Source organism: Variovorax sp. V35 (assembly GCF_041154465.1).
GTDB lineage: Bacteria > Pseudomonadota > Gammaproteobacteria > Burkholderiales > Burkholderiaceae_C > Variovorax > Variovorax boronicumulans.
The window spans coordinates 6,015,293-6,035,258 of record NZ_AP028666.1 but is presented as its reverse complement, the minus strand read 5'-3'; the positions used below and the strand labels follow the sequence as shown (position 1 = coordinate 6,035,258).

At 69.6% G+C, this 19,966-nt stretch carries 21 protein-coding genes; 5 read left to right on the top strand and 16 right to left on the bottom strand.

The window, feature by feature from the left end:
• From ACAM42_RS27830 to ACAM42_RS27815, 4 genes are all read right to left on the bottom strand, one after another.
• Positions 1-474: a DoxX family protein gene (locus ACAM42_RS27830; RefSeq protein ID WP_070061943.1), complete on the bottom strand. Its 474-nt coding sequence runs from the start codon at positions 472-474 to the stop codon at positions 1-3.
• 139 nt (positions 475-613) lie between these two features.
• A complete protein-coding gene (locus ACAM42_RS27825) occupies positions 614-1,618 on the bottom strand; it encodes a tripartite tricarboxylate transporter substrate-binding protein (protein ID WP_139699961.1) in 1,005 nt (334 codons plus the stop codon).
• 49 nt (positions 1,619-1,667) lie between these two features.
• Positions 1,668-3,077 carry an amidase family protein gene (locus ACAM42_RS27820; protein WP_369630079.1) on the bottom strand — a complete coding sequence of 470 codons (1,410 nt, stop codon included), beginning with the start codon at positions 3,075-3,077 and terminating at the stop codon, positions 1,668-1,670.
• Between the two features lie 122 nt (positions 3,078-3,199).
• Complete coding sequence (locus tag ACAM42_RS27815; RefSeq protein ID WP_369630078.1) at positions 3,200-3,982, bottom strand: FadR/GntR family transcriptional regulator; 783 nt, start codon at positions 3,980-3,982, stop codon at positions 3,200-3,202.
• Between the two features lie 175 nt (positions 3,983-4,157).
• Here ACAM42_RS27815 and ACAM42_RS27810 point away from each other — a divergent pair, with 175 nt between their 5' ends.
• Positions 4,158-4,916, top strand: a complete 759-nt coding sequence (locus ACAM42_RS27810) for a sulfite exporter TauE/SafE family protein (RefSeq protein WP_369630077.1) — start codon at positions 4,158-4,160, stop codon at positions 4,914-4,916.
• Between the two features lie 121 nt (positions 4,917-5,037).
• Here the strand turns inward: ACAM42_RS27810 and ACAM42_RS27805 are convergent, their stop codons facing one another.
• The 5 genes from ACAM42_RS27805 to ACAM42_RS27785 form a co-directional block, all read right to left on the bottom strand.
• Entirely contained in the window at positions 5,038-5,400 is a 363-nt protein-coding gene (locus ACAM42_RS27805; protein WP_062479540.1) for a DUF1428 domain-containing protein, read from the bottom strand.
• 71 nt (positions 5,401-5,471) lie between these two features.
• The gene (locus ACAM42_RS27800) at positions 5,472-6,947 is read right to left on the bottom strand and encodes a DHA2 family efflux MFS transporter permease subunit (RefSeq protein ID WP_369630076.1); all 1,476 of its coding nucleotides are present in this window, start codon (positions 6,945-6,947) and stop codon (positions 5,472-5,474) included.
• 52 nt (positions 6,948-6,999) lie between these two features.
• Positions 7,000-7,419: a VOC family protein gene (locus tag ACAM42_RS27795; RefSeq protein ID WP_095746708.1), complete on the bottom strand. Its 420-nt coding sequence runs from the start codon at positions 7,417-7,419 to the stop codon at positions 7,000-7,002.
• 47 nt (positions 7,420-7,466) lie between these two features.
• Positions 7,467-7,994, bottom strand: a complete 528-nt coding sequence (locus tag ACAM42_RS27790; RefSeq protein WP_369630075.1) for an SRPBCC family protein — start codon at positions 7,992-7,994, stop codon at positions 7,467-7,469.
• A gap of 46 nt (positions 7,995-8,040) precedes the next feature.
• Positions 8,041-8,484, bottom strand: coding sequence for a VOC family protein (locus ACAM42_RS27785; RefSeq protein ID WP_095951004.1), 444 nt, complete (start codon positions 8,482-8,484; stop codon positions 8,041-8,043).
• A gap of 121 nt (positions 8,485-8,605) precedes the next feature.
• On the opposite strand from ACAM42_RS27785, the gene ACAM42_RS27780 reads away from it, so the two are divergent.
• Positions 8,606-9,259 (top strand): TetR/AcrR family transcriptional regulator, encoded by a 654-nt coding sequence (locus ACAM42_RS27780; RefSeq protein ID WP_062479525.1) that lies wholly within the window; start codon positions 8,606-8,608, stop codon positions 9,257-9,259.
• A gap of 24 nt (positions 9,260-9,283) precedes the next feature.
• On the opposite strand, the gene ACAM42_RS27775 is transcribed toward ACAM42_RS27780, so the two are convergent.
• From ACAM42_RS27775 to ACAM42_RS27750, 6 genes are read right to left on the bottom strand one after another with little or no spacing between them, the layout of a single operon-like run.
• Positions 9,284-9,775 carry a MarR family winged helix-turn-helix transcriptional regulator gene (locus ACAM42_RS27775; RefSeq protein WP_070061951.1) on the bottom strand — a complete coding sequence of 164 codons (492 nt, stop codon included), beginning with the start codon at positions 9,773-9,775 and terminating at the stop codon, positions 9,284-9,286.
• A 36-nt stretch (positions 9,776-9,811) separates the two neighbouring features.
• Complete coding sequence (locus ACAM42_RS27770) at positions 9,812-11,551, bottom strand: acyl-CoA dehydrogenase family protein (protein ID WP_369630074.1); 1,740 nt, start codon at positions 11,549-11,551, stop codon at positions 9,812-9,814.
• 5 nt (positions 11,552-11,556) lie between these two features.
• On the bottom strand, positions 11,557-12,549 hold the full coding sequence (locus ACAM42_RS27765; RefSeq protein WP_062479517.1) for a Bug family tripartite tricarboxylate transporter substrate binding protein: 993 nt from the start codon (positions 12,547-12,549) through the stop codon (positions 11,557-11,559).
• Positions 12,550-12,583: 34 nt separating this feature from the next.
• Positions 12,584-13,348, bottom strand: a complete 765-nt coding sequence (locus ACAM42_RS27760) for an SDR family NAD(P)-dependent oxidoreductase (protein ID WP_354342252.1) — start codon at positions 13,346-13,348, stop codon at positions 12,584-12,586.
• Between the two features lie 19 nt (positions 13,349-13,367).
• Entirely contained in the window at positions 13,368-15,221 is a 1,854-nt protein-coding gene (locus ACAM42_RS27755; protein ID WP_369630073.1) for a feruloyl-CoA synthase, read from the bottom strand.
• Positions 15,218-15,991, bottom strand: a complete 774-nt coding sequence (locus ACAM42_RS27750) for a crotonase/enoyl-CoA hydratase family protein (protein ID WP_095746702.1) — start codon at positions 15,989-15,991, stop codon at positions 15,218-15,220. The genes ACAM42_RS27755 and ACAM42_RS27750 overlap by 4 nt, the downstream gene beginning before the upstream one ends.
• A gap of 104 nt (positions 15,992-16,095) precedes the next feature.
• Here ACAM42_RS27750 and ACAM42_RS27745 point away from each other — a divergent pair, with 104 nt between their 5' ends.
• Positions 16,096-16,971 (top strand): amidohydrolase family protein, encoded by an 876-nt coding sequence (locus ACAM42_RS27745; RefSeq protein WP_369630072.1) that lies wholly within the window; start codon positions 16,096-16,098, stop codon positions 16,969-16,971.
• Between the two features lie 3 nt (positions 16,972-16,974).
• Here the strand turns inward: ACAM42_RS27745 and ACAM42_RS27740 are convergent, their stop codons facing one another.
• Positions 16,975-17,871, bottom strand: a complete 897-nt coding sequence (locus ACAM42_RS27740; RefSeq protein WP_369630071.1) for a MurR/RpiR family transcriptional regulator — start codon at positions 17,869-17,871, stop codon at positions 16,975-16,977.
• A 122-nt stretch (positions 17,872-17,993) separates the two neighbouring features.
• On the opposite strand from ACAM42_RS27740, the gene ACAM42_RS27735 reads away from it, so the two are divergent.
• Both ACAM42_RS27735 and ACAM42_RS27730 read left to right on the top strand, forming a co-directional pair.
• Positions 17,994-18,995 (top strand): tripartite tricarboxylate transporter substrate binding protein, encoded by a 1,002-nt coding sequence (locus ACAM42_RS27735; protein WP_070061958.1) that lies wholly within the window; start codon positions 17,994-17,996, stop codon positions 18,993-18,995.
• Between the two features lie 16 nt (positions 18,996-19,011).
• Entirely contained in the window at positions 19,012-19,962 is a 951-nt protein-coding gene (locus ACAM42_RS27730; RefSeq protein ID WP_369630070.1) for a succinylglutamate desuccinylase/aspartoacylase family protein, read from the top strand.
• The last annotated feature ends 4 nt before the right edge of the window (positions 19,963-19,966 follow it).

Here is a 19,966-nt window from a genome sequence, read left to right as displayed (position 1 = left end):
TCAGTTCCAGCGGCCGTTCGGGCCCGCCACGCTGTAGCGGCCCGCGCCCATCAGCGCCACGCTCAGCGCGCCGAACAGGTACAGGCCCTGCAGTTCCAGCGCCCAGCCGCCCTGCTTGGTCAGCGCGAACAGGTCGGCCATGTGCACGAGACCGAAGGCGAAGAGCATGTTGATCACCACCACGGCGGCGGCGGCGCGCGTCCACAGGCCCGCGATCATCAGGAGCGGCGCGACGATCTCGCCCACGAACACGAGGTACGCCAGCCCGCCCGGCAGGCCGGCCTTGGCCAGCATGCCGCCGATGAAGCCGACGCCGGCCGAGAGCTTGAAGATGCCGTGCAGCAGCATCAGCACGCCGACCGACACGCGCAGCACCAGCTTGCCGGCGTCGTCGCGGGCCGCGGGCGTGGCAAGGAACGACGAGGAGGAAGACGCCGAAGCGGCGGAGGCGATCGGGGCAGCCTGGGTGTTCATGGCGAATCCTTGAGTGGAAGAAAAAAGGAAGAAGGCCGCCGCGGACTGCGGCGGTTGCCATGCCAGTGTGAGAGCCCCGCCGCCGCCGGTCGGTGCGTTTACGCACACTTTTCGGCGGTTGGGTCGCGGCCGCGGGGCCTCAGTCGCCCTTGTAGCCCGAGGCCTTGATCACCGGCAGCCAGCGCGCGGCCAGCGCGTCGGTGTAGCGCACCACCTCTTCGGTCGAGGCGCCGGGCAGCAGGTCGTAGCCCACGCGGCCGAGCTTTTCGCGCACGTCGGGCAGGGCCAGCACCTTGCGCACGGCCCGGTTCCACTGCGCCAGCGTGGCAGGCGCGGTGTTGGCGTGGGCGTACAGCACGTAGCGCGACGAGGCCACGAGCGTCGGGTAGCCCGACTCGGCGAAGGTCGGCACGTCGGGCAGGCCGTCGGCGCGCTTGTCGCCGGCCACCGCCAGCACGCGCAGCTTGCCCGCGCGGTGGTACTCGGTGAGGGTGGTGGTGGCGTCCATGCCCGAGGCGACCTGGCCGCCGATCAGCTCGGTGACCATGGCCGCGCCGCCGCGGTAGGGCACCAGGGTGGCGCCGCTGCGCGACAGGGCCACGAAGTCCATGGCCAGGAAGTGCAGCAGCGAACCCACGGTGGTGATGCCGATCGAGCCCTGGTCGGGGTTCGCCTTGGCGGCCTGGACGAACTGGGCCAGCGTTTTCACCGGCGAGGCGGCGCTCACGGCCAGGCCGAACTGGATGCCGCTCACGTCGGTCACGGGCTTGAAGTCGGTGGCCGGGTTGAAGCGCATGTTGGCGTAGATGGCGGGGCCGATGAACATCGGGTCGACCGGCGCCAGCAGCATGGTGGTGCCGTCGGCGGGGCTGTTCTTCAGCACCTCGGCCGCCAGGCGCGTGCCGGCGCCGGGGCGGTTGTCGACCATGACGGGGCGGCCGAGTTCGTCCTTGAGCTTTTCGGACAGCAGCCGGCCCATGAAGTCGGCCGGGCCGCCGGCCGGGAAGGGCACGATCAGGCGGTTGACCGCCGGCTGCGCGTTCGCGCCGTACGGCAGCAGGCCGCCCAGGCCCGTGGCCGCTGCCGCGCGGATGAGGCCGCGCCGCGAGAGCGCAGCGCCGGTGGGGAAAGTGAAGGGGGTCATCGAAAGTCTCCGGGTGGTTGGAATCGTTGGAAGAACAGAAAAAGAAAGATCACTGCGCGACCAGCGGCATGAAGCGGGCCGCGTCCTCGATCGCCTGGCCGGCCTCCAGCAGCAGGTCTTCGCGGAAGCGCCAGGCCAGCAGCTGCACGCCCATGGGCGCGCCGCCGGCCATGCCGGTGGGCACCGCGAGGCCCGGCATGCCCAGCGCGGCGGTCGCGAGCAACGGGCTCTGGGCGTCGATGAGGGCGCGGGCGCGTTCCAGGCTGGCGACGTCTTCGTCCTGCGGGCAGGGGCGCTGCCACGACACGGGCATCAGCACCAGCGGATGGGTCTGCATGAACACCGACCAGCTGCGCAGCAGCGCCTGGCGCCGCGCGAGCGCGTCCAGAAAACCGTCGCGGTCGGTCTCGGCCATGCCTTCGAGCAGGTAGCGCTGGCTGCGCCGCATGAGGTCGTCGCCGTGCTGCTCGACGCCCGCGATGATGTTGCGGCGCGTGTCGTCCACGATCAGCGTGCGCCACAAGGCGGCGGCTTCGCCGAAGCAGGGCAGCTCGGCTTCGTCGACCGCGTAGCCCGCCTGCTGCAGCCAGCGCGCGGCGTCGTCCAGCGCCTGCGTGACGGACGGGTCGACCGGGATGCCCGGCGCGCGCTTGAACAGCGCCACGCGGATCGGGCCGGTGGGGCGCGGCAGCTCGTGCGGCACCGGCACCCAGTTCGGGTCGCGCGCGTCGGGGCGCGCCATGGCCTCGTAGCCCAGTCGCAGGTCGGCGATGCTGCGCGCCAGCGGCCCCTGCACCGACATGAGCTGCGGCGTGATGCCGCGCTCGCTCGTCGCGCTCGGGTTGAAGGCCGGCACGCGGCCGGCCGTGGGGCGCAGGCCGGCCACGCCGCAGGCGTACGCGGGGTAGCGGATGGAGCCGCCGATGTCGTTGCCGTGCGCCAGCGCGCCCATGCCGCTGGCCACCGCCGAAGCCGCGCCGCCGCTGGAGCCGCCGGGGGTGATGGCTGCGTCCCACGGGTTCAGTGTGCGGCCGTGCACGCCGTTGTCGGTGAACCAGCGCGACGAGTAGGTCGCGGTGTTGCTGCGCCCCACGATGACGGCGCCCGCGCTGCGCCAGTGCGCCACCACCGGCGCGTCTTCGCGGGCGATGTGGTCCTTCAACGGGATCACGCCGTTGGTGGTGGCGTGGCCGGCCTGGTCGACGTTGACCTTGATGCTGACCGGCACGCCGTGCAGCGGGCCCAGCGCTTCGCCGCGCAGGGTGCGCGCGTCCGCGGCGTCGGCGCTGGCCAGGGCTTCGTCGGCCAGCACTTCGGCCAGGGCATTGAGGCGCGGGTTGAGTTCGGCGATGCGCGCGAGCACGCTGGTCGTCACTTCGCGGCAGGACAGCTCGCGGCGGCGCACGGCGTCGGCGAGGTCGGTGGCGCTGCGCTGCCAGAGGGCGGGGGATGCAGTCATGGGAGGTCTTCGGGAAAGTTCAGGCAAAGGAAACCCCGCACCCCGGCGCGACCGGGGTGAAGGCAAGAGAGAGCAGGAGAAGAGGGCGGCGGCGACGCGGATCAGCGTGCGCCGCGCGGGCGTCAGCCGGTCGGTTTCTTCATGAGCAGGCTGCCGCGGTCGACGCGGGATTCGGCCTCCAGGGCCAGGGCTTCGGCGTGTTCCATGTGCACGCGCATGACCTCGCGCGCACGCGTGGGGTCGCGGGCGCGCAGCGCGTCGAGCAGTTCGGTGTGGCTGTCGACGATCTCCTCGTCGAACTGGTCGAACTCGGTGAGCGCGTTGCGCACGATGATCACGCGGCGGATCACGTCGTTGAGCAGGCGGCACACCAGCGCCAGGAAGGGGCTGCTGCAGGCCTCGGCCAGCCGGTCATGGAACAGCAGGTCGGCCTCGCGGCGCTCGTTCCAGTCGGCGCTGCCGCCGTGCGCCGGGTGGCTGTGGCCGATCAGCGCCTCCAGCGCGGCCAGGTCGGCCTCGGTGAGGCGCGTGGCCACGTTGGCGGCCAGCTCGGGCTCGACCACGCGCCGCAGCGCGTACAGCATCGTGATGTCGACCGGCTGGAAGTACAGGAAGTTCGACACCGCCTGCAGGCACTGCTCGTACGAGGCCTGCGTGAGCGTGGCGCCGCCGTTAGGACCGGTGCTGATTGCGACCAGCCCCTGCACCTGCAGCGCGGCCAGCGCCTCGCGCACCGTGCCGCGCGACACGCCGAGCTGCTCGATCAGCTCTTTCTCCTGCGGCAGCTTGTTGCCGACCTGCTGCTGGGTCTGCACGACCCAGCGCTTGATGTTGTCGACCACCTGGTCGGAACGCTTCACGCGCTTGTCGCGCGTGAGCGAAGGCTTGGGTTGGGAAGGGGGCATCTGCGTTTCGGGTATTTATGATCATAAATGTCATAAATCTCGAAAACGCTGTCAAGCGGGTTCTCCCGTGAGGCGTGGCCGGGGTGGGCCGTCGGCAGGAAACCGGGCTTCCTGCTACGCTCCCGGACGGCCCGCCTGCCCCTGGCGGGCTTTTTTCTGCGCTGCTGGTTTCCCCATGGTTTTTCCCCTCATCACCGACCCGTCGTTCTACGCGGTCGCCGTCCCCGCCGTGCTGCTGCTCGGCATCAGCAAGAGCGGCTTCGGCGCCGGATTCGGGTCGCTGGCCGTGCCGATGATGGCGCTGGCCGTCACCGTGCCGCAGGCGGCGGCGATCCTGATGCCGCTGCTGCTGCTCATGGACCTGCTCGGCCTGGCCGCGTTCCGGCGCGACTTCGACCGCTCGCTGCTCAAGTTCCTGGTTCCGTTCGGGCTGGTCGGCACGGTGATCGGCACGCTGCTGTTTCGCGTGCTGTCGGCCCACACGGTGGCGGGCATCGTGGGCGTGTTCACGCTGGTGTTTTTGGCGCAGCGCCTGCTGTTCCCGCCCAAGCCCAACGACCCGCTGCCGTCGCGCGCGGTGGGCGCGGTGCTGACGACCGTGTCGGGCTTCACCAGCTTCATCGCGCATGCGGGCGGGCCGCCGATCAACGCCTACGTGATCCCGTTGAAGCTCAAGCCCGTGGTATTCACGGCGACCATGGCCCACTTCTTCTTCGTGGTGAATCTCAGCAAGTGGATTCCCTACGCGTGGCTCGGCCTGCTCGACTTTCGCACGCTGGCCACCTCGCTCGTGCTGATGCCGATCGCACCGCTGGGCGTGTGGATCGGCATCCGCATCGCACGCCGCATCGATGCGACGTGGTTTTATCGCTTCGTGTACCTGGGCATGCTGCTCACGGGCCTGAAGCTCGTCTACGACGGCTTCCTGGCCTGAGGCCGGCCGCAGGCCAGGCCCCTTCGTGAAACACCGAGGAACCGGCTTTGCCGGGCCTCAGGTGTTGCCCCCGGTAGGGGGTTGGAGAAGCGACACGCAGTGCGCGAAGCCTGGGGGCGAGTCAAAGTTCCACGATCGACTTGAAGCCGCCGAAGATCATGCGTTTGCCGTCGAACGGCAGGTTCTTCATGTCCATCATGGCCTCCAGGCGCGGGTCGGCCATGACCTTCTTGTTGATCGTGTCGCGGTGCTTGCGCGACTTGTAGGTGATCCACGAGAAGGCCACGGTCTCGTCGGCCTTGAGCTTCACGCTTTGAGGGAACGACGTGAGCTTGCCGGGCTTCACGTCGTCGGCGATGCACTCCACGTACTCGAGCGCGCCGTACTCCATCCAGACCTTGCCGGCCTTGCGTGCGAGCTTGCGGTAGGCCTCGACGTTCTTGGTGGGAATGGCGACGATGAATCCGTCTACATAACGAGCCATGTCTGTTCTCCTGAATAGGGGATAGAAACGTTAAAAAAAGAAAAAGCGGGGGCTGCATGGCGCCGTCGCGTTCACGGCGACGCTGTCTTGCCCGCCGCGCCCGGGGCCGACGCTGCTTCGTTGTTGTTGTGGGTGTGTCCCGGCGCAGCCGGGCGAAGCAGCAGGACCCCGATCAGACCCGCCGCCGCCGCGAACACGGCGCCGACCAGGAATGCCAGGTTGTAGCCACCGGTGAGCGCCAGCGGCGTCTGCGCGCCGGCGGTGGCCATGGCGGTGGTGCGTGCCGCCGCGGCGCTGGCCAGCACGGCCAGGCCCAGGGCGCCGCCCATCATGAAGGCGGTGTTGACCACGCCCGAGGCCAGGCCCGAGTCGGCCGGGTCGACCTCGCTCATGGCCGCCAGCAGCACCGGGTTGAAGGCCATGCCCGCGCCCAGGCCCAGCAGCACCATGCCGGGCAGCACGTCGAGCACAAAGCTGCCGTTGACCGGCGCGCGCGCGAACAGCGCCAGCCCGAGGGCCGCGAGCCACAGCCCCGCCGCCAGCGGCTTGCGGATGCCGAAGCGCATCACGATCTTTGCGGAGAGGCCGAGCGAGAACACCGCCATGATCACGTTGGCCGGCAGGAAGGCCAGCCCGATCTGCATCGGCGTGTACTGCAGCACCAGCTGCATGTACAGCGCCGAGATGAAGAACCACGCGAACATGGCCGCGGCCCACAGCACGCCCACCACGTTGGCCACCGACACGCTGCGCAGCTTGAACAAACCGAGCGGCATCAGCGGATGCTGCACGCGCGACTCGATGGCGATGAAGACGGCCAGCAGCACCACGGCCGCGCCGAGCAGGCCCATCGTCTGCGTGGAGCCCCAGCCCGCTTCATTGCCGTTGACCACGCCGTACACCGCGAGCATCAGCGACGAGGTGACGGTGATGGCGCCGGCCACGTCGAGCTTCTCGCCGTGCGCATGGCCGCGTGCGTTGGGCAGCAGCGCCACGCACAGCGCATACACCGCCACGCCGATCGGCAGGTTGACCAGGAAGATCCAGTGCCAGCTCAGCGTGCTGGTGAGCAGGCCGCCCAGCAGCACGCCGATGCTGCCGCCGCCCGCGCACACGAAGCCGTACACGCCCATCGCCTTGGCGCGGTCGGCCGGCTCGGTGAACAGGTTCATGATCAGCGAGAGCGCCACGGCCGACACCACCGCGCCGCCCAGGCCCTGCACCGCGCGCGCTGCCACCAGCAGGCCCTGCGAGGTCGAGACCCCGCAGGCCAGCGAGGCCAGCGTGAACAGCACCAGGCCCGCGAGGAACACGCGGCGGTGGCCGTACAGGTCGCCCAGCCGCCCGCCCAGCAGCAGGAAGCCGCCGAAGGTCAGCATGTAGGCGTTCACCACCCAGACCAAAGACGTCTCGGAAAAGCCGAGGTCGGTGCGGATCGAAGGCAACGCCACGTTCACGATCGTGGTGTCCAGCACGATCATCAGCACGCCCAGGCACAGCACCATCAGGGCGAGCCAGCGCTTTCGGTTGTCGAGGGTTTCGGTCATGGAAGGTGCTTCCTGCGAAGAAGGGAAAAAGTAGAGAGAGGCGGCTCCGTGCTCAGACCAGCGCCTTGCCGCCGTTGATGAGCCAGGGCGTGCCGAAGCGGTCGGTCACCATGCCGAAGCCTTCGACCCAGAAGGTCTTCTCGAACGGCATGCCGACCGTGCCGCCGTCGGCGAAGGCGTCGAAGATGCGCCGCGCCTCGGCCACGGTGTCGAGCGTGAGCGCCACGCCGAAGCCCTTCATGCCTTCGAAGGGCTGGCCCGGCATGGTGTCGGAGGCCATGAGGATGCCGTCGCCGTAAGTGAGCGACGCATGCATGATCCGCTTCTTGGCCTCGGCCGGCATCTGGTCGGTGTCGGGGGCTTCGCCGACGGTCATCATCATCTGCATGGTGCCGCGCAGCGTCTTCTCGTAAAAGCGCATGGCCTCGGCGGCGTTGCCGTCGAACGTGAGGTAAGCGTTGATGGGGGACATGAGAGTTCCTTGAGTGATGGAGGTGAGTCGATGGAGGAAAGAGGCGTCTACTTCTCGGTGGCGCTCTTCAGATTGGCCAGGCCCGCCTCGAAGTCCTTGCCGATCATCTGATCCATGTCGAAGAAGATGCCCATGAGCTTGGCCATGTAGGGGCTCGGGCCGTACATCGCCCAGGTGACCTGCGTGGCGCCGCCCTGCGGCTGCAGCGTGAACTCGGCCGTGTTGTGGCCTTCGAAGGGCTTCACGAAATCGAGCTTGATCGCAACCTTCGACGCCGGCTGCGACTCGGTGATTTCCATCGTGCCCGCACCCGCCTTGCTGTTGCCTTCCCAGGCGTAGGTGGCGCCCTTGCCGCTGGCGGCGCCGCCGTAGCTGCGCTTCATGGCCGGGTCGAGCTTCTCGTAGGGCGACCACGCGCCCCAGCGGTGGAAGTCGTCGATCAGCGGAAAGATTTTTTCGGCCGGCGCGTCGATGCGCGTGGTGCGCTCGACGCGAAAGCTGTCGGGCCGCGTGGCGCCGTAGATGAGCAGCGCGGCAATCAGCGCGAGGACGGCGAGGACGATGGTCTTGAGCATGATGAAGAAAAGCGTGTGGGAAGAGTGAAGAACGAGCCCCCGCGCATCACGCGGCGGCCGGGTCCGCCACCAGCAGCCAGCCCACGCCGAAGCGGTCGCTGAGCATGCCGAAGCTGGTGGTGAAGAAGGTCGGGATCAGCGGTTGCATCACCTGGCCGCCATCGGCCAGTGCGTCGAACCACTTGCGGGCGTCGGCGTCGCTGTCGGCCGACAGCGACAGCATGATTCCCTTGAACTCGGCCTGGCCGGAGCAGCGTCCGTCGGACAGCATGAGCTCGGTCTGGCCGATGCGCAAGACCGAATGCATCACTTTGTCAGGGCCGGGCATGCCGCCGGCGCAGCCGGCTTCGGGGTCGCCCTCGGGGCCGCCGGTGGCCGGCGCCTCGCTGTAGCGCATCAGCTGCACGACCTCGGCGCCGAGCGCCTTCTTGTAGAAGGCGATGGCTTCGTCGCAACGGCCTTCGAAGGACAGGTAAGACTGGACTTTCATGGCGTTTCCTTTTGGTTGGTTCACGGGCACAACGGGTCTGCGCGAAAACAATGGAATTACTTTGTGTACACCGTACACAAAGAATAGCAGAGATAATGGACAGTGTCCACATGGAGTCGCGATGAAGCTCAACAACGTTCCCGAAAGCCTGCCGCCCGCGCGCAGCACCTACCGCCACGGCGATCTGCGCCGTGCGTTGCTGGATGCGGGCATCGAACTGGCGCGGGACGGGGGCCCCAGTGCCGTGGTGCTGCGCGAGGCCACGCGCCGCGTGGGCGTGGTGCCGAATGCGGCCTACCGCCACTTCGCGAGCCGGCACGACCTGCTGCTGGCGGTGCGCGCCGCGGCGCTGTCGGAGGCGGCCAAGGCGATGGAGGGCGAACTCGCCGTGCTGCCCTGCGACCAGCCGCCCGCCGACTTCGCGCGCGCCCAGGTGCGCGCCATCGGCACCGCTTATCTGCGCTTTGCGCAGGCGCAGCCGGGGCTGTTTCGCACGGCCTTCGTGGTGTCGGAAGACGCGCAGGGCGACGTCGGTCCCGACGGCGCGGGCGCCAGCGGCATGAACCCGTTCGAGTTGCTGGGCGCGGCCGTCGACCGGCTCGTGGACGCGGGCCTGCTCGACCCGGCGCGGCGCCCGGGCGCCGAATACCTCGCGTGGTCGGCGGTGCACGGGCTGGCGTTGCTCATCATCGACGGCCCGCTGCGCGGGGTCGACGCAACGGCCACGCACGCGCTGGGGCAGCGCCTCATCGACATGGTGGAACGCGGCCTGTAGCCGCAGCGTCGCCGCGCTCCGGTCTCAGAGATAGATCTTCTGCAGCAGCTTGATGAGCGTCTCGCGCTCGCGCGTGCTCAGGCGGCTGCTGGCTTCGGTTTCCAGTTGCACCACGGCCTGCTCGGCCTCGCGGATCAGCGTCTCGCCGGCCGGCGTGAGGTGCAGGCCGACGGCGCGCCCGTCGTGCGGATGCGGACGGCGTTCGATGAGGCCGCGGCCGTCCAGCGTGGCCACCAGGCTCACGAGGTTGGGCGGCAGGATGTCCAGCGTGTTGCACAGCTGCCGCGAGGTGGCGCCCGGGTTGTGCGCCAGCAGCGAGAGCACCGAGAAGTCGATCTGCTTGAGGCCGTAGGGCGCCATGCGGTCGGCGAACACGGTGCTCACGATCAGCCAGGCGCGCCGGGCGTTGTAGCCGACCAGCCCTTCGAGCACGCGGGCGTCGAGCCGGTCCGTGCGGGGGGACGGCAGGGCGGCGGATTCGGTTTTGGCGGACGGTGTTTTCGCGGGAGGAGGCATGCGGCGAGCGTAACCGCGCGTTGCTTTCTCGAACAACTAGCGTGACGCCTCTTGTGCGGAATGCGCCAGTGCGACACCCTCACAAGCCCGCTTGACGATGCCCAGGCGCATCTCGAATTCGGGCAGCACCCAGCGCCGGAAGGTCGCCGCGGCGCGAAGGCGATCCGCATCGTCGGGCGCGGCCACTTCGATGCGGGCCCAGGCCCACGCCATCAGCGTGAGGATCGTCACGCGCAGGAAGTCGTCCGCCACCTCGTAAGGCAGCACGGGGTTGGCGTGCGCCGCCATCGCCACCGTGGTGCCCAGGTAACGCAGCTGCGCCAGCCGGCGCTGCACGTCGGCATCGGCCTCGCGCGAGGCGTCGAGCGTGTCGCGCAACTCGAGCAGCACGGCCGACAGCGCCGCGCCGCCGTCGGGCAGCACCTTGCGCACCAGCAGGTCGATGGCCTGGATCTCGTTGGTGCCCTCGTAGATCATGGTCACGCGCGCGTCGCGCACCACCTGCTCGACGCCCCATTCGCGCACGTAGCCGTGGCCGCCGAACACCTGCAGGCAGTCGCTCGCGCCGTGGAAGGCCTGCTGCGTGCAGGCGGCCTTGAGCACCGGCGTGACGAGCGAGCACCAGCGCTGCGCGCGTTCGCGGGCCTTGGGGTCGCTGTCGTGCGTGGCGATGTCGAGCATCAGCGCGCTGCGGTAGGCCAGCGCGCGCGAGCCCTCGATCCAGGCGCGCTGGGTGTCGAGGATGCGGCGCACGGCCGGATGCTCGGCGATCAGGTCGGCCGCCTCGCTGCCGCGGCTGGCGGGCACGGCGCCGGGCGCGCGCATCTGGCGGCGCTCGGCCGCATAGGCGTCGGCCTTCTGCCAGGCGGCGTCGAGCAGGCCGATGCCCTGCAGCGCCACGTGCAGGCGCGCCGCATTCATCATCACGAACATCGCGGCCAGCCCGCGACCGGGCTCGCCGACCAGCCAGCCGGTGGCGTCGTCGAAGCGCATCGTGCAGGTCGGGCTGCCGTGCAGGCCCATCTTTTCTTCGATGCGCTCGCAGTGCACCGCATTGCGCGCACCGTCGGGCAGCCGCTTCGGCACCAGCGCCAGCGACAGGCCCTTGGGCCCCGCCGGTGCATCGGGCAGGCGGCACAGCACGAGGTGCACGATGTTCGGCGTGAGGTCGTGCTCGCCGCCCGAAATGAAGATCTTGCCGCCGTTCACGCGCACGCTGCCGTCGGCCTGCGCCGTGGCGCGCGTGCGCACCTGGCCGAGGTCGCTGCCGGCATGCGCTTCGGTCAGGCACATGGTCGCGAGCCATTCGCCGGTCGCGATCTTCTGCAGGTAGCGCGCCTTCAATTCGTCGCTGCCGTGGTGCTTGAGGCAGGCGTACGCGCCGTGCAGCAGCCCCGGCGCCATGGTGAAGCCGTGGTTCGCGGCGCTGAGCCATTCGTAGAGGATGGCTTCGAGCACCGCGGGCAGGCCCTGGCCGCCGTCTTCGGTGGCGGCCGACAGCGCCGGCCAGCCACCGTCCACGAAGGCCTGGTAGGCCGCGCGAAAGCCCGGTGGCGTGACGACCTCGCCGCCATCGAAGCGACAACCCACCTCGTCGCCCTCGCGGTTCAGCGGCGCGATCACCTCGCCGACGAAGCGTGCGGCTTCTTCGAGCACCTGCGACTGCAGCGGCTCGTCGACCTCTGCGAAGGGCGCGAGTGCGCGCAGGCGCGTGGGCGCATCGAGCACCGCGTTCAACAGGAAGCGGACGTCTTCGGGGCGGGGCTGGTAGTGCATCGGGTTCAGGACTCGGCGGTGAAACCGATCTTCTTGACCAGCGGGCCCCAGCGTTCGTACTCGGACTGCAGCGATTTCTTCATCTCCTCGGGCGAGGAGCCGTGCGCGATCAGGCCCACCGACAGCAGACCGTCGGCCACGGCCTTGTCCTTCAGCGCGGCCTGGATCGCGGTGCTCGCGACGGCGATGGTCGCGGCCGGCGTCTTCGCCGGTGCGAAGAAGCCGAACCACTCGTCGGCCACGATCTCGGGGAAGCCCTGCTCGGTGAAGGTCGGCACGTCGGGCAGGTAGGCGGGGCGCTGCGCGCCCGAGGTGGCGAGCACGCGCAGCTTGCCGGCCTTGGCGAACGGCAGGCAGTCGCCGGCGGGCGTCAGGCACGAGGCGATCTGGCCGCCCACCACGTCGTTGATGCCGGGCAGCGAACCGCGGTAGGGCACGTGGCGCAGGTCGGTGCCGGTGCTCAGGCCCAGCAGCGCGCCCAGAAAGTGGGGCGTGGAGCCCGCGCCCGGCGAGCCGTAGCTGGCCTGGCCGGGGTTGGCCTTGGCCCAGGCGATGTAGTCCTTCAGCGTCTTCACGCTGGCCGGCACCATCGGTCCGACGGCCAGGCCGTGCGTCATGACGGCGCCGATGGAGATGGGCGCGAAGTCGGGGATGGCGTAGCTGAGCTTGGTGTAGATGTGCGGGTAGATCGACAGCGCCGAGGCCTGCGCGAGACACAGCACCGAACCGTCGGCCGGCGAGGTCTTGAGCGTGTCGAGCGCGATGCGACCGCCCGCGCCGGGCTTGTTCTCGACCACCGGGTTGGTGGCGGTGAAGGGCGTGTTGCCCAGCTTGTCGGCCACGCGGCGAGCCACGCTGTCGCCCGCGCTGCCGGCCGGGAAGCCGTAGTAGATCTTTACCTGCTGCTGCACTGCCTGGGCGAGTGCGGCAAGGGGATGCAATGCGGCGAGCGCGGCGGTGCCGCCGAGCGCCGCCGTGAATTGGCGTCGGGTGGTCATGGTCTTGTCTCCTGGTTGTCTGCGGGGGCGGGAATCAGCGCGGCGCCATGCGCAAGGCGCCGTCGAGGCGAATCACTTCGCCATTGAGGTGGCCGTTGGTGACGATGTGGCAGGCCAGCTCGGCAAATTCAGACGGCTTGCCCAGGCGCGGCGGGAACGGGATCGAAGCGGCCAGCGAGTGCTGTACCGGCTCGGGCAGCTCCAGCAGCAGCGGCGTGGCGAAGAGGCCGGGCGCCACGGTGCACACGCGGATGGCGTGCTGCGCGAGGTCGCGCGCCATCGGCAGGGTCATGCCGACGAGGCCGCCCTTCGAGGCGCTGTAGGCCTGCTGGCCCACCTGGCCGTCGAAGGCCGCGACCGAGGCGGTGAAGAGCATCACGCCCTTTTCGCCGTTGTCGAGCGCGTCGAGCTTGGCGCAGCGCGCCGCGAACAGGCGCGCCATGTTGTAGCCGCCGATGAGGTTGATGTTGACCACGCGCACGAAGTCTTCGAGCGGCGCGGGGTTGCCGTCCTTGCCGACGATGCGCTTGGCGCTGCCGATGCCGGCCACGTTCATCAGGATGCGCGCGGGGCCGTGTACGGCCTGCGCCTTGTCGAGCGCGGCGTTCACGCTGTCGGTGTCGGTGATGTCGCAGACGCAGGCGACGCCGCCGATCTCGGCCGCCACCTTTTCGGCGAGGGCTGCGTTGCGGTCGAGCACCGCGACCTTGGCGCCCAGGCGCGCGAGTTCGCGCGCGGTGGCCTCGCCGAGGCCCGAGGCGCCGCCGGTGACGAGTGCGGCTTGTCCTTCGATCTTCATGGGTTGTCTCCTGATTGGGTTAGCGGGGCTTGAGCGTGAAAGGCAGCGTGTCGGCGTGCAGCGCATCGGCCAGTGCGGCGCGGTGCTTGAGCACGGCGCGCTGGTTGATCGAGCCCTTGTCGGTCACTTCGCCCTTGTCGATCGAGGGCGGTTCGGCCATCAGATGCAGCCGCGCGATGCGGTTGGCGCTGCCGGTGGCGCCGGCCGCGAGCGTGTCCACCACCTGCTGGAAATGCGCCTGCACCGGCGCGCTTTCGAGCACCTGCTGCAGCGGGGCGTCGCCGGGCAAATCGCAGAGCTGGCGCACCTTCTGCGTAGTGAAGATCAGCGCGCCGACTTCCTTCAGGTTGATGCCCGTGAGCACCGCGTCCTGCACATAGGGCGAGCCGGCTGCGATGATCTTTGCGCGCAGCGGGCCCACGCTCACGAAGGTGCCGGTGGCGAGCTTGAAGTCTTCGGCGATGCGGCCGTCGAAGCGCAGGCCGCGGTGGATGTCGCGGTCGTCGATCCACTTCACCGCGTCGCCGGTGGAGAAGAAGCCTTCGTCGTCGAAGGCCTCGGCGGTGGCTTCGGGCGCGCGCCAGTAGCCGGGCGTGATGTTGGGGCCGCGGTAGCGCACCTCGGTCTTGCCGTCGACCTCGATCAGCTTGAGCTCGATGCCGGCGGCCGGCAGGCCCACGTCGCCCGACTTCACGTCGGGGCCGGTCACGTACAGCGCGAAGGGGCCCGACTCGGTCATGCCCAGGCCGGTGCCCATCACGATGCGCTCGCCGACTTCCGATTCCTGCGTGCGGTGCAGGCTGTCCCACACGGGCTGCGCGAGCGCGGCGCCCGAGTAGAAGAACATCTTCACGCGCGACAGCAGGTTGCGGCGCAGCACGGCGTCGCTTTCCATCGCGTTGGCAATCGCCTCGAAGCCGGTGGGCACGTTGAAGTAGATGGTGGGCGCGATCTCGCGCAGGTTGCGCAGCGTCTCGGCCATGCCGGTGGGCGTGGGCTTGCCGTCGTCGATGAACAGCGTGCCGCCGTTGTCCAGCACGATGCCCACGTTGTGGTTGCCGCCGAAGGTGTGGTTCCAGGGCAGCCAGTCGACCAGCACGGGCGGCTCGTCGCCCAGCGCGGGAATCGACTGGCGCAGCTGCTGCTGGTTGGCGCACCACATGCGGTGCGTGTTGATCACCGCCTTGGGCATCTTGGTCGAGCCCGAGGTGAAAAGAAACTTGGTGATGGTGTCGGGGCCGGTGGCCTGCATCGCCGCATCGATGGCGGGCGTGGCCGGCGTGGCGGCGAGCACGTCGAAGCGCGTGGTGGCGCGGCCTTCGAGCGTGCCTTCGGCGAGCACGACCTCGGTGCCGGCCGGCACGGTGGCCGCGATGGCCTTGGCGAAGCGCGCGGCGTCGGCCGCGAACACCAGGCCGGGCGTGAGCGTGTCGATGACGTGGCGCAGCTTGTCGTAGTCCTGGCTCACGATCGCATAGGGCGGCGACACGGGGCAGTAGGGCACGCCGGCGTAGAGGCAGCCCAGCGCGAGCAGCGCATGCTCGATGCCGTTCTCGCTGAGGATCACGACCGGGCGCTCGGCGTTCAGGCCGCGATCGAGCAGGGCTTGTCCGATACCGCGCGCTTCTTCCAGCGCCTGCGCATAGCTCACGCGCAGCCAGTCGCCGGTGCGGCCGTCGGGCAGGCGCTCGCGGCGTGCGATGAAGGTGCGATCGGGCGCCACCTGCGCCCAGTGCGCGAGCCGGTCGGTCATGCGTTCGCGGTAGGCCTGCAGCGGCGTCTCGGCCGTGAGGTAGCGCGTGCCCGGCGCGCCGTCGCGCAGCACCGCGCGCGTCACGCCGAAGGCCAGCGGGCGGTAGCGGACGGCGGTCATCCCTTGCTCACCTTGGCGCCGCGGCCTTCGAGGAAGTCGCGCACGCGTTCCTTGGCCTCGGGCGCGGCCTGGACGATGCCCGACATCAGCGCCTCGGTGAAGAAGCCGTGGTCGGCCGACTGCTCGGAGATGCGCGGCAGCGCGTGCATCAGCGCGTAGTTGGTGAGCGGCGCGTTGGTGGCGATGCGCTTGGCAAGCTCCAAGGCCTTGTCGAAGGCGGTGCCCTCGTCGACCAGGTACTGCGCGAAGTTGGCGCGCTCGCCGTCTTCGGCGTTGTAGACGCGGCCGGTCATCATCATGTCGGTCATGCGGGCCACGCCGATCAGCTTGGGGATGCGCACCGAGCCGCCGCCGCCCACGAAGATGCCGCGCGAGCCTTCGGGCAGCGCGTAGAAGGTGGAGCGGTCGGCCACGCGGATGTGGCAGGCGCTGGCCAGCTCGAGCCCGCCGCCGACCACCGCACCGTGCAGCGCCGCCACCACCGGCACCGGGCCGTGCTGGATCAGGTCGAGCGCGCTGTGCCAGAGGCGCGAGTGCTGCATGCCCTGGCCGGCGTCGCGCTCCTTGAGCTCGCTCAGGTCCAGGCCGGCGCAGAAATGCGGGCCCTCGCCGTCGAGCACGGCCGCGCGCACCGTGGCGGGCAGCGTCTCGAAGGTGTCGCGCAGCGCGAGGATCAGGCCGTCGGACAGCGCGTTGCGCTTGGCGCCGCGCGTGAGACGAACGATGGCGACGTCGTCGCGGATGTCGAGGTGGAGGTCTGGATTGGTCATGATGGTGTGCGGGGTTGCGTTGGATTATGGTTATGAGAAATAATCAATTCAAGGCATTGGAGCCTCCCGAAACCTAGGGACTTACCCGAACCGGAGACAACGACATGGACCCACGGAACCTGATCGCGATCGACATCCACACCCACGCCGAAGTGAGCTGCTGGAACCCTTTCGACAACTACGGCGAGGAATACGACCGCGCGGCCGACAAGTTCTTCGGCTCGAACCGCCGCCCCACCATCGCCGAGAGCGTGGCGTACTACCGTGAAAGGAAGATCGGGCTGGTGATGTTCATGGTCGACGCCGAGTCGAACATGGGCCGCCGCCGCATCCCGAACGAGGAGATCGCCGAGGCGGCGCAGCAGAACAGCGACATCATGATTGCCTTCGGCAGCGTCGATCCGCACAAGGGAAAGATGGGCGCGCGCGAGGCGCGCCGGCTCATCGAGGAGCACGGCGTGAAGGGCTTCAAGTTCCACCCGACCGTGCAGGGCTACCACCCCTACGACCGCATGGCCTGGCCGATCTACGAGGTGATCGCCGAGTACAAGCTGCCGGCCATCTTCCACACCGGCCACAGCGGCATCGGCTCGGGCATGCGCTGCGGCGGCGGCCTGCGGCTGGAGTACAGCAACCCGATGCACCTGGACGACGTGGCCATCGACTTCCCCGACATGCAGATCGTCATGGCCCACCCCAGCTTCCCCTGGCAGGACGAGGCGCTCAGCGTGGCCACGCACAAGCCCAACGTGTGGATCGACCTGTCGGGCTGGAGCCCCAAGTACTTTCCGAAGCAGCTGGTGCAGTACGCCAACACGCTGCTGAAGGACCGCGTGCTGTTCGGCAGCGACTACCCGCTGATCACGCCCGACCGCTGGATGAAGGACTTCGAGGCCGCCGGCTTCAAGCCCGAGGTGATGCCCGGCATCCTCAAGGACAACGCGGTGCGCCTGCTGGGGCTCGGAACCCCGGTGGCCTGAGGCTCAGGCGGCGCGCGGCGCCGCCTCGTTCCAGTGCGGCTCCCACAGCGCCGCGCCGCGTTCGAACACGGCGGCCAGCTCCTTCTTGCGCCGCTGCGCCACCGCGGTGATCAAGGCATTGCAGACCGACAGCGCCGCCGTGTACGAATCGAAGGGCGAGGCGCTGGAGGTGCGCACCAGCAGCAGGTGATCGGCCGAGGCCGCCGCGGGCGCCGTGGGGCTGTCGGTGACCATGACGACCTTCGCACCCTGCTCGCGGAAGTAGGCCGCCGTGCGCGCGATCGCGAGCGAGTGGCGGCGGAAGGTGAGGGTGAGCAGCAGGTCGTTGTCGTCGATGCGCAGCAGCTGGTCTTCCAGCGGCAGCGCGCCCGCGCCGCCCAGCAGCCGCACGTCGGGCAGGCACAGGTTCAGGTTCAGCGCGAGGTGACTGGCCAGCGGCAGGCCGTTGCGCTGGCCGAGCACGTGCACGCGCACCTTGCGCTGCGTGAGCAGCTTCACCGCCGCCTCGAACGCGCCCACGTCGAGCGCCGCGAAGGTGGCGGCCAGGTTGTGCTGGTCGTGCAGCAGCGCGTTGTCCAGGCAGCTGCGCACGGAGGTGTCGTCGCCGATGACCGCGTCGGCGCGCGTGGCGGGCGAGGCGAGCAGGGCGGTGACTTCGGCACGCGCCTCCATCTGCGCCTGGGCGTAGCTCTCGTAGCCCAGCTTGGCGAGCAGCCGCACCACGGTCGAGGCGCTGGTGCCCACCTTTCTTGCAAGGCTCGTTGCAGATTCGAGCAGCCCCTGCGGGTGGTGCGCCTGCAATTCCTCGATGAGGCGTCGCTCGCTTTTCGTGAGCTTCTTGCCATAGCCCGAGATGCGCTGGTTCAGGCTGGGGGCGGCGGGGGTGTCTGCGTGCGGCATCGGAGAAACCTCATGTTTGCAACGAGTATTGCAAAAATTGGACCTCCTTGCAAAAATGAATGCACGATTTCGGCCGGACCTGTCCGCCCGATTGCCCGCTTCTTCTGCAGAAAGACCTTGCCATGCGTTCCACCACCCCCGCCGTGCCCGCCCTGCGCCGGCGCGAGATCCTCGGCGCCGGCCTGACGGCGGCGCTGCTGCCCCTGTCCGCTCGCGCCCAGGCCTTTCCGGCCCGCCCGGTCACGCTGGTGGTGCCGTTCCCGGCCGGCGGCTCGGTCGACCTGATCGCGCGTCTGTACGCCGAGCCGCTGTCGAAGGCGCTGGGCACGCCGGTGGTCATCGACAACCGCGCCGGCGCCGGCGGCTCCATCGCCAGCGCCCAGGTGGCGCGCGCCAAGCCCGACGGCTACACGCTCGTGGTGTCGTCGCAGAGCTCGCACCTGGCCAACCCGCTGACGCAGGCCAACCCGGGCTACGACCCGATCAAGGATTTCCTGTCGATCAGCCAGCTCGCGCGCTCCATCAACGTGCTGCTGGTGAACCCGGCCGTGCCCGCCAAGACCTTCAAGGAGTTCGTGGCGCTGGTGAAGTCGCGCCCGGGCGAGCTCAACTTCTGCAGCGCCGGGCCGGGCAGCATGGGCCAGCTCAACGTGGAGCTGATGAAGTCGCAGCTGCAGCTCAACGCCACGCACGTGCCCTACCGCGGCGGCGGCCCGCTGGTGACCGCGCTGATCTCCAACGAAGTGCAGTTCGGCCTGGACAACCTCGCGCCCTTCCTGCCGCACATCCAGGCCGGCAAGCTGCGCGCGCTGGCCGTGGCCTCGCCCACGCGCGTCGCGGCGCTGCCCGACGTGCCGACCTTCACCGAACTGGGCTACCCGGTGCTGAACACCACCTCGTGGATTGGCCTGGCCGCACCCGCGAAGACGCCGCCCGAGGTCATCGCCGCGCTGCACAAGGCCGTGCGCACGGTGGCCGAGCAGCCGACGATGGTCGAGGCGCTGCTGGCGCGCGGCTCGCTCGCGCCCGAGGCGCAGTCGCCCGCGCAGTTCACGGCCATGATGTCGGAGCGGCTCGCGCTGTATGGCGAGATGGTCAAGCGCGCCGGCATCCGCGGCGAGTGAGCGGACGGCTGGTTTCATGACGCAGACACTGCAGGCTTTCGCACCGGATACCGCCCCGCTGGAGGTGCTGCCGCGCGACCTCTCGGCCTACCGCCAGGGCAACACCGGCATCGACTACGTGCACCGCTTCGCGTCCGGCAAGCCGGGCCCGCACGTGCTCGTCAACGCGCTCACGCACGGCAACGAGATCTGCGGCATGGTCGCGGCCACGCACCTGCTCGACAGCGGCGTGCGCCCGAAGATCGGCACGCTCACCGTGAGCTTCGCGAACGTCGAGGCCTACGAGGCCTTCGACATCGGCCGGCCCTACGAGAACCGCCAGCTGGTGCACAACCTGAACCGCATCTGGTCGCCCGAGCTGCTCGACGGCACCGGGGACAGCCCCGAGCTGCGCCGCGCGCGCGAGCTGCGGCCGGTGCTCGACGCGGCCGACTACGTGCTGGACATCCATTCCACGCGCGCGCCCGTGCAGCCCTTCTGGGTCTACCCGGAGTTCGAACGCAATGCAGGGTTGGCGCAGGCCGTCGGCGGTCCGGCGGTGCACCTCGTGATGCCCGTGGGCGCCGCGCCCGGCACGGGCGTCACGGCGTACGGCCGGCACGGCGAGCCGGGCATCGACGGCGGCGCGGTGGTGGTCGAGTGCGGCCAGCACTTCGCGCAGTCGGCGGCCGACCTGGCGACCGACGTATCGCTGCGCTTTCTGGCGCACCTCGGGCTCGTCGACCCGGTGCCGCGCGTGCCGGTGGCCGCGCGCCGCTTCCGGCTGCTCGAGGTCCACATGGTCACATCGGACGACTTCGCCTTCGTGCGGCCCGTGCTCGGTTTCGAGACCTTCGACCAAGGTGAACTGATCGCGGTGCAGGCCGGGCGCGAGATCCGCTCGCCCTGCGACGGCTGCACGATCTTCATGCCGACCCGCGCACCGGTGATCGGCCGCGAAGGCGTGTACCTGACCGTGCCGGTCTGACCCC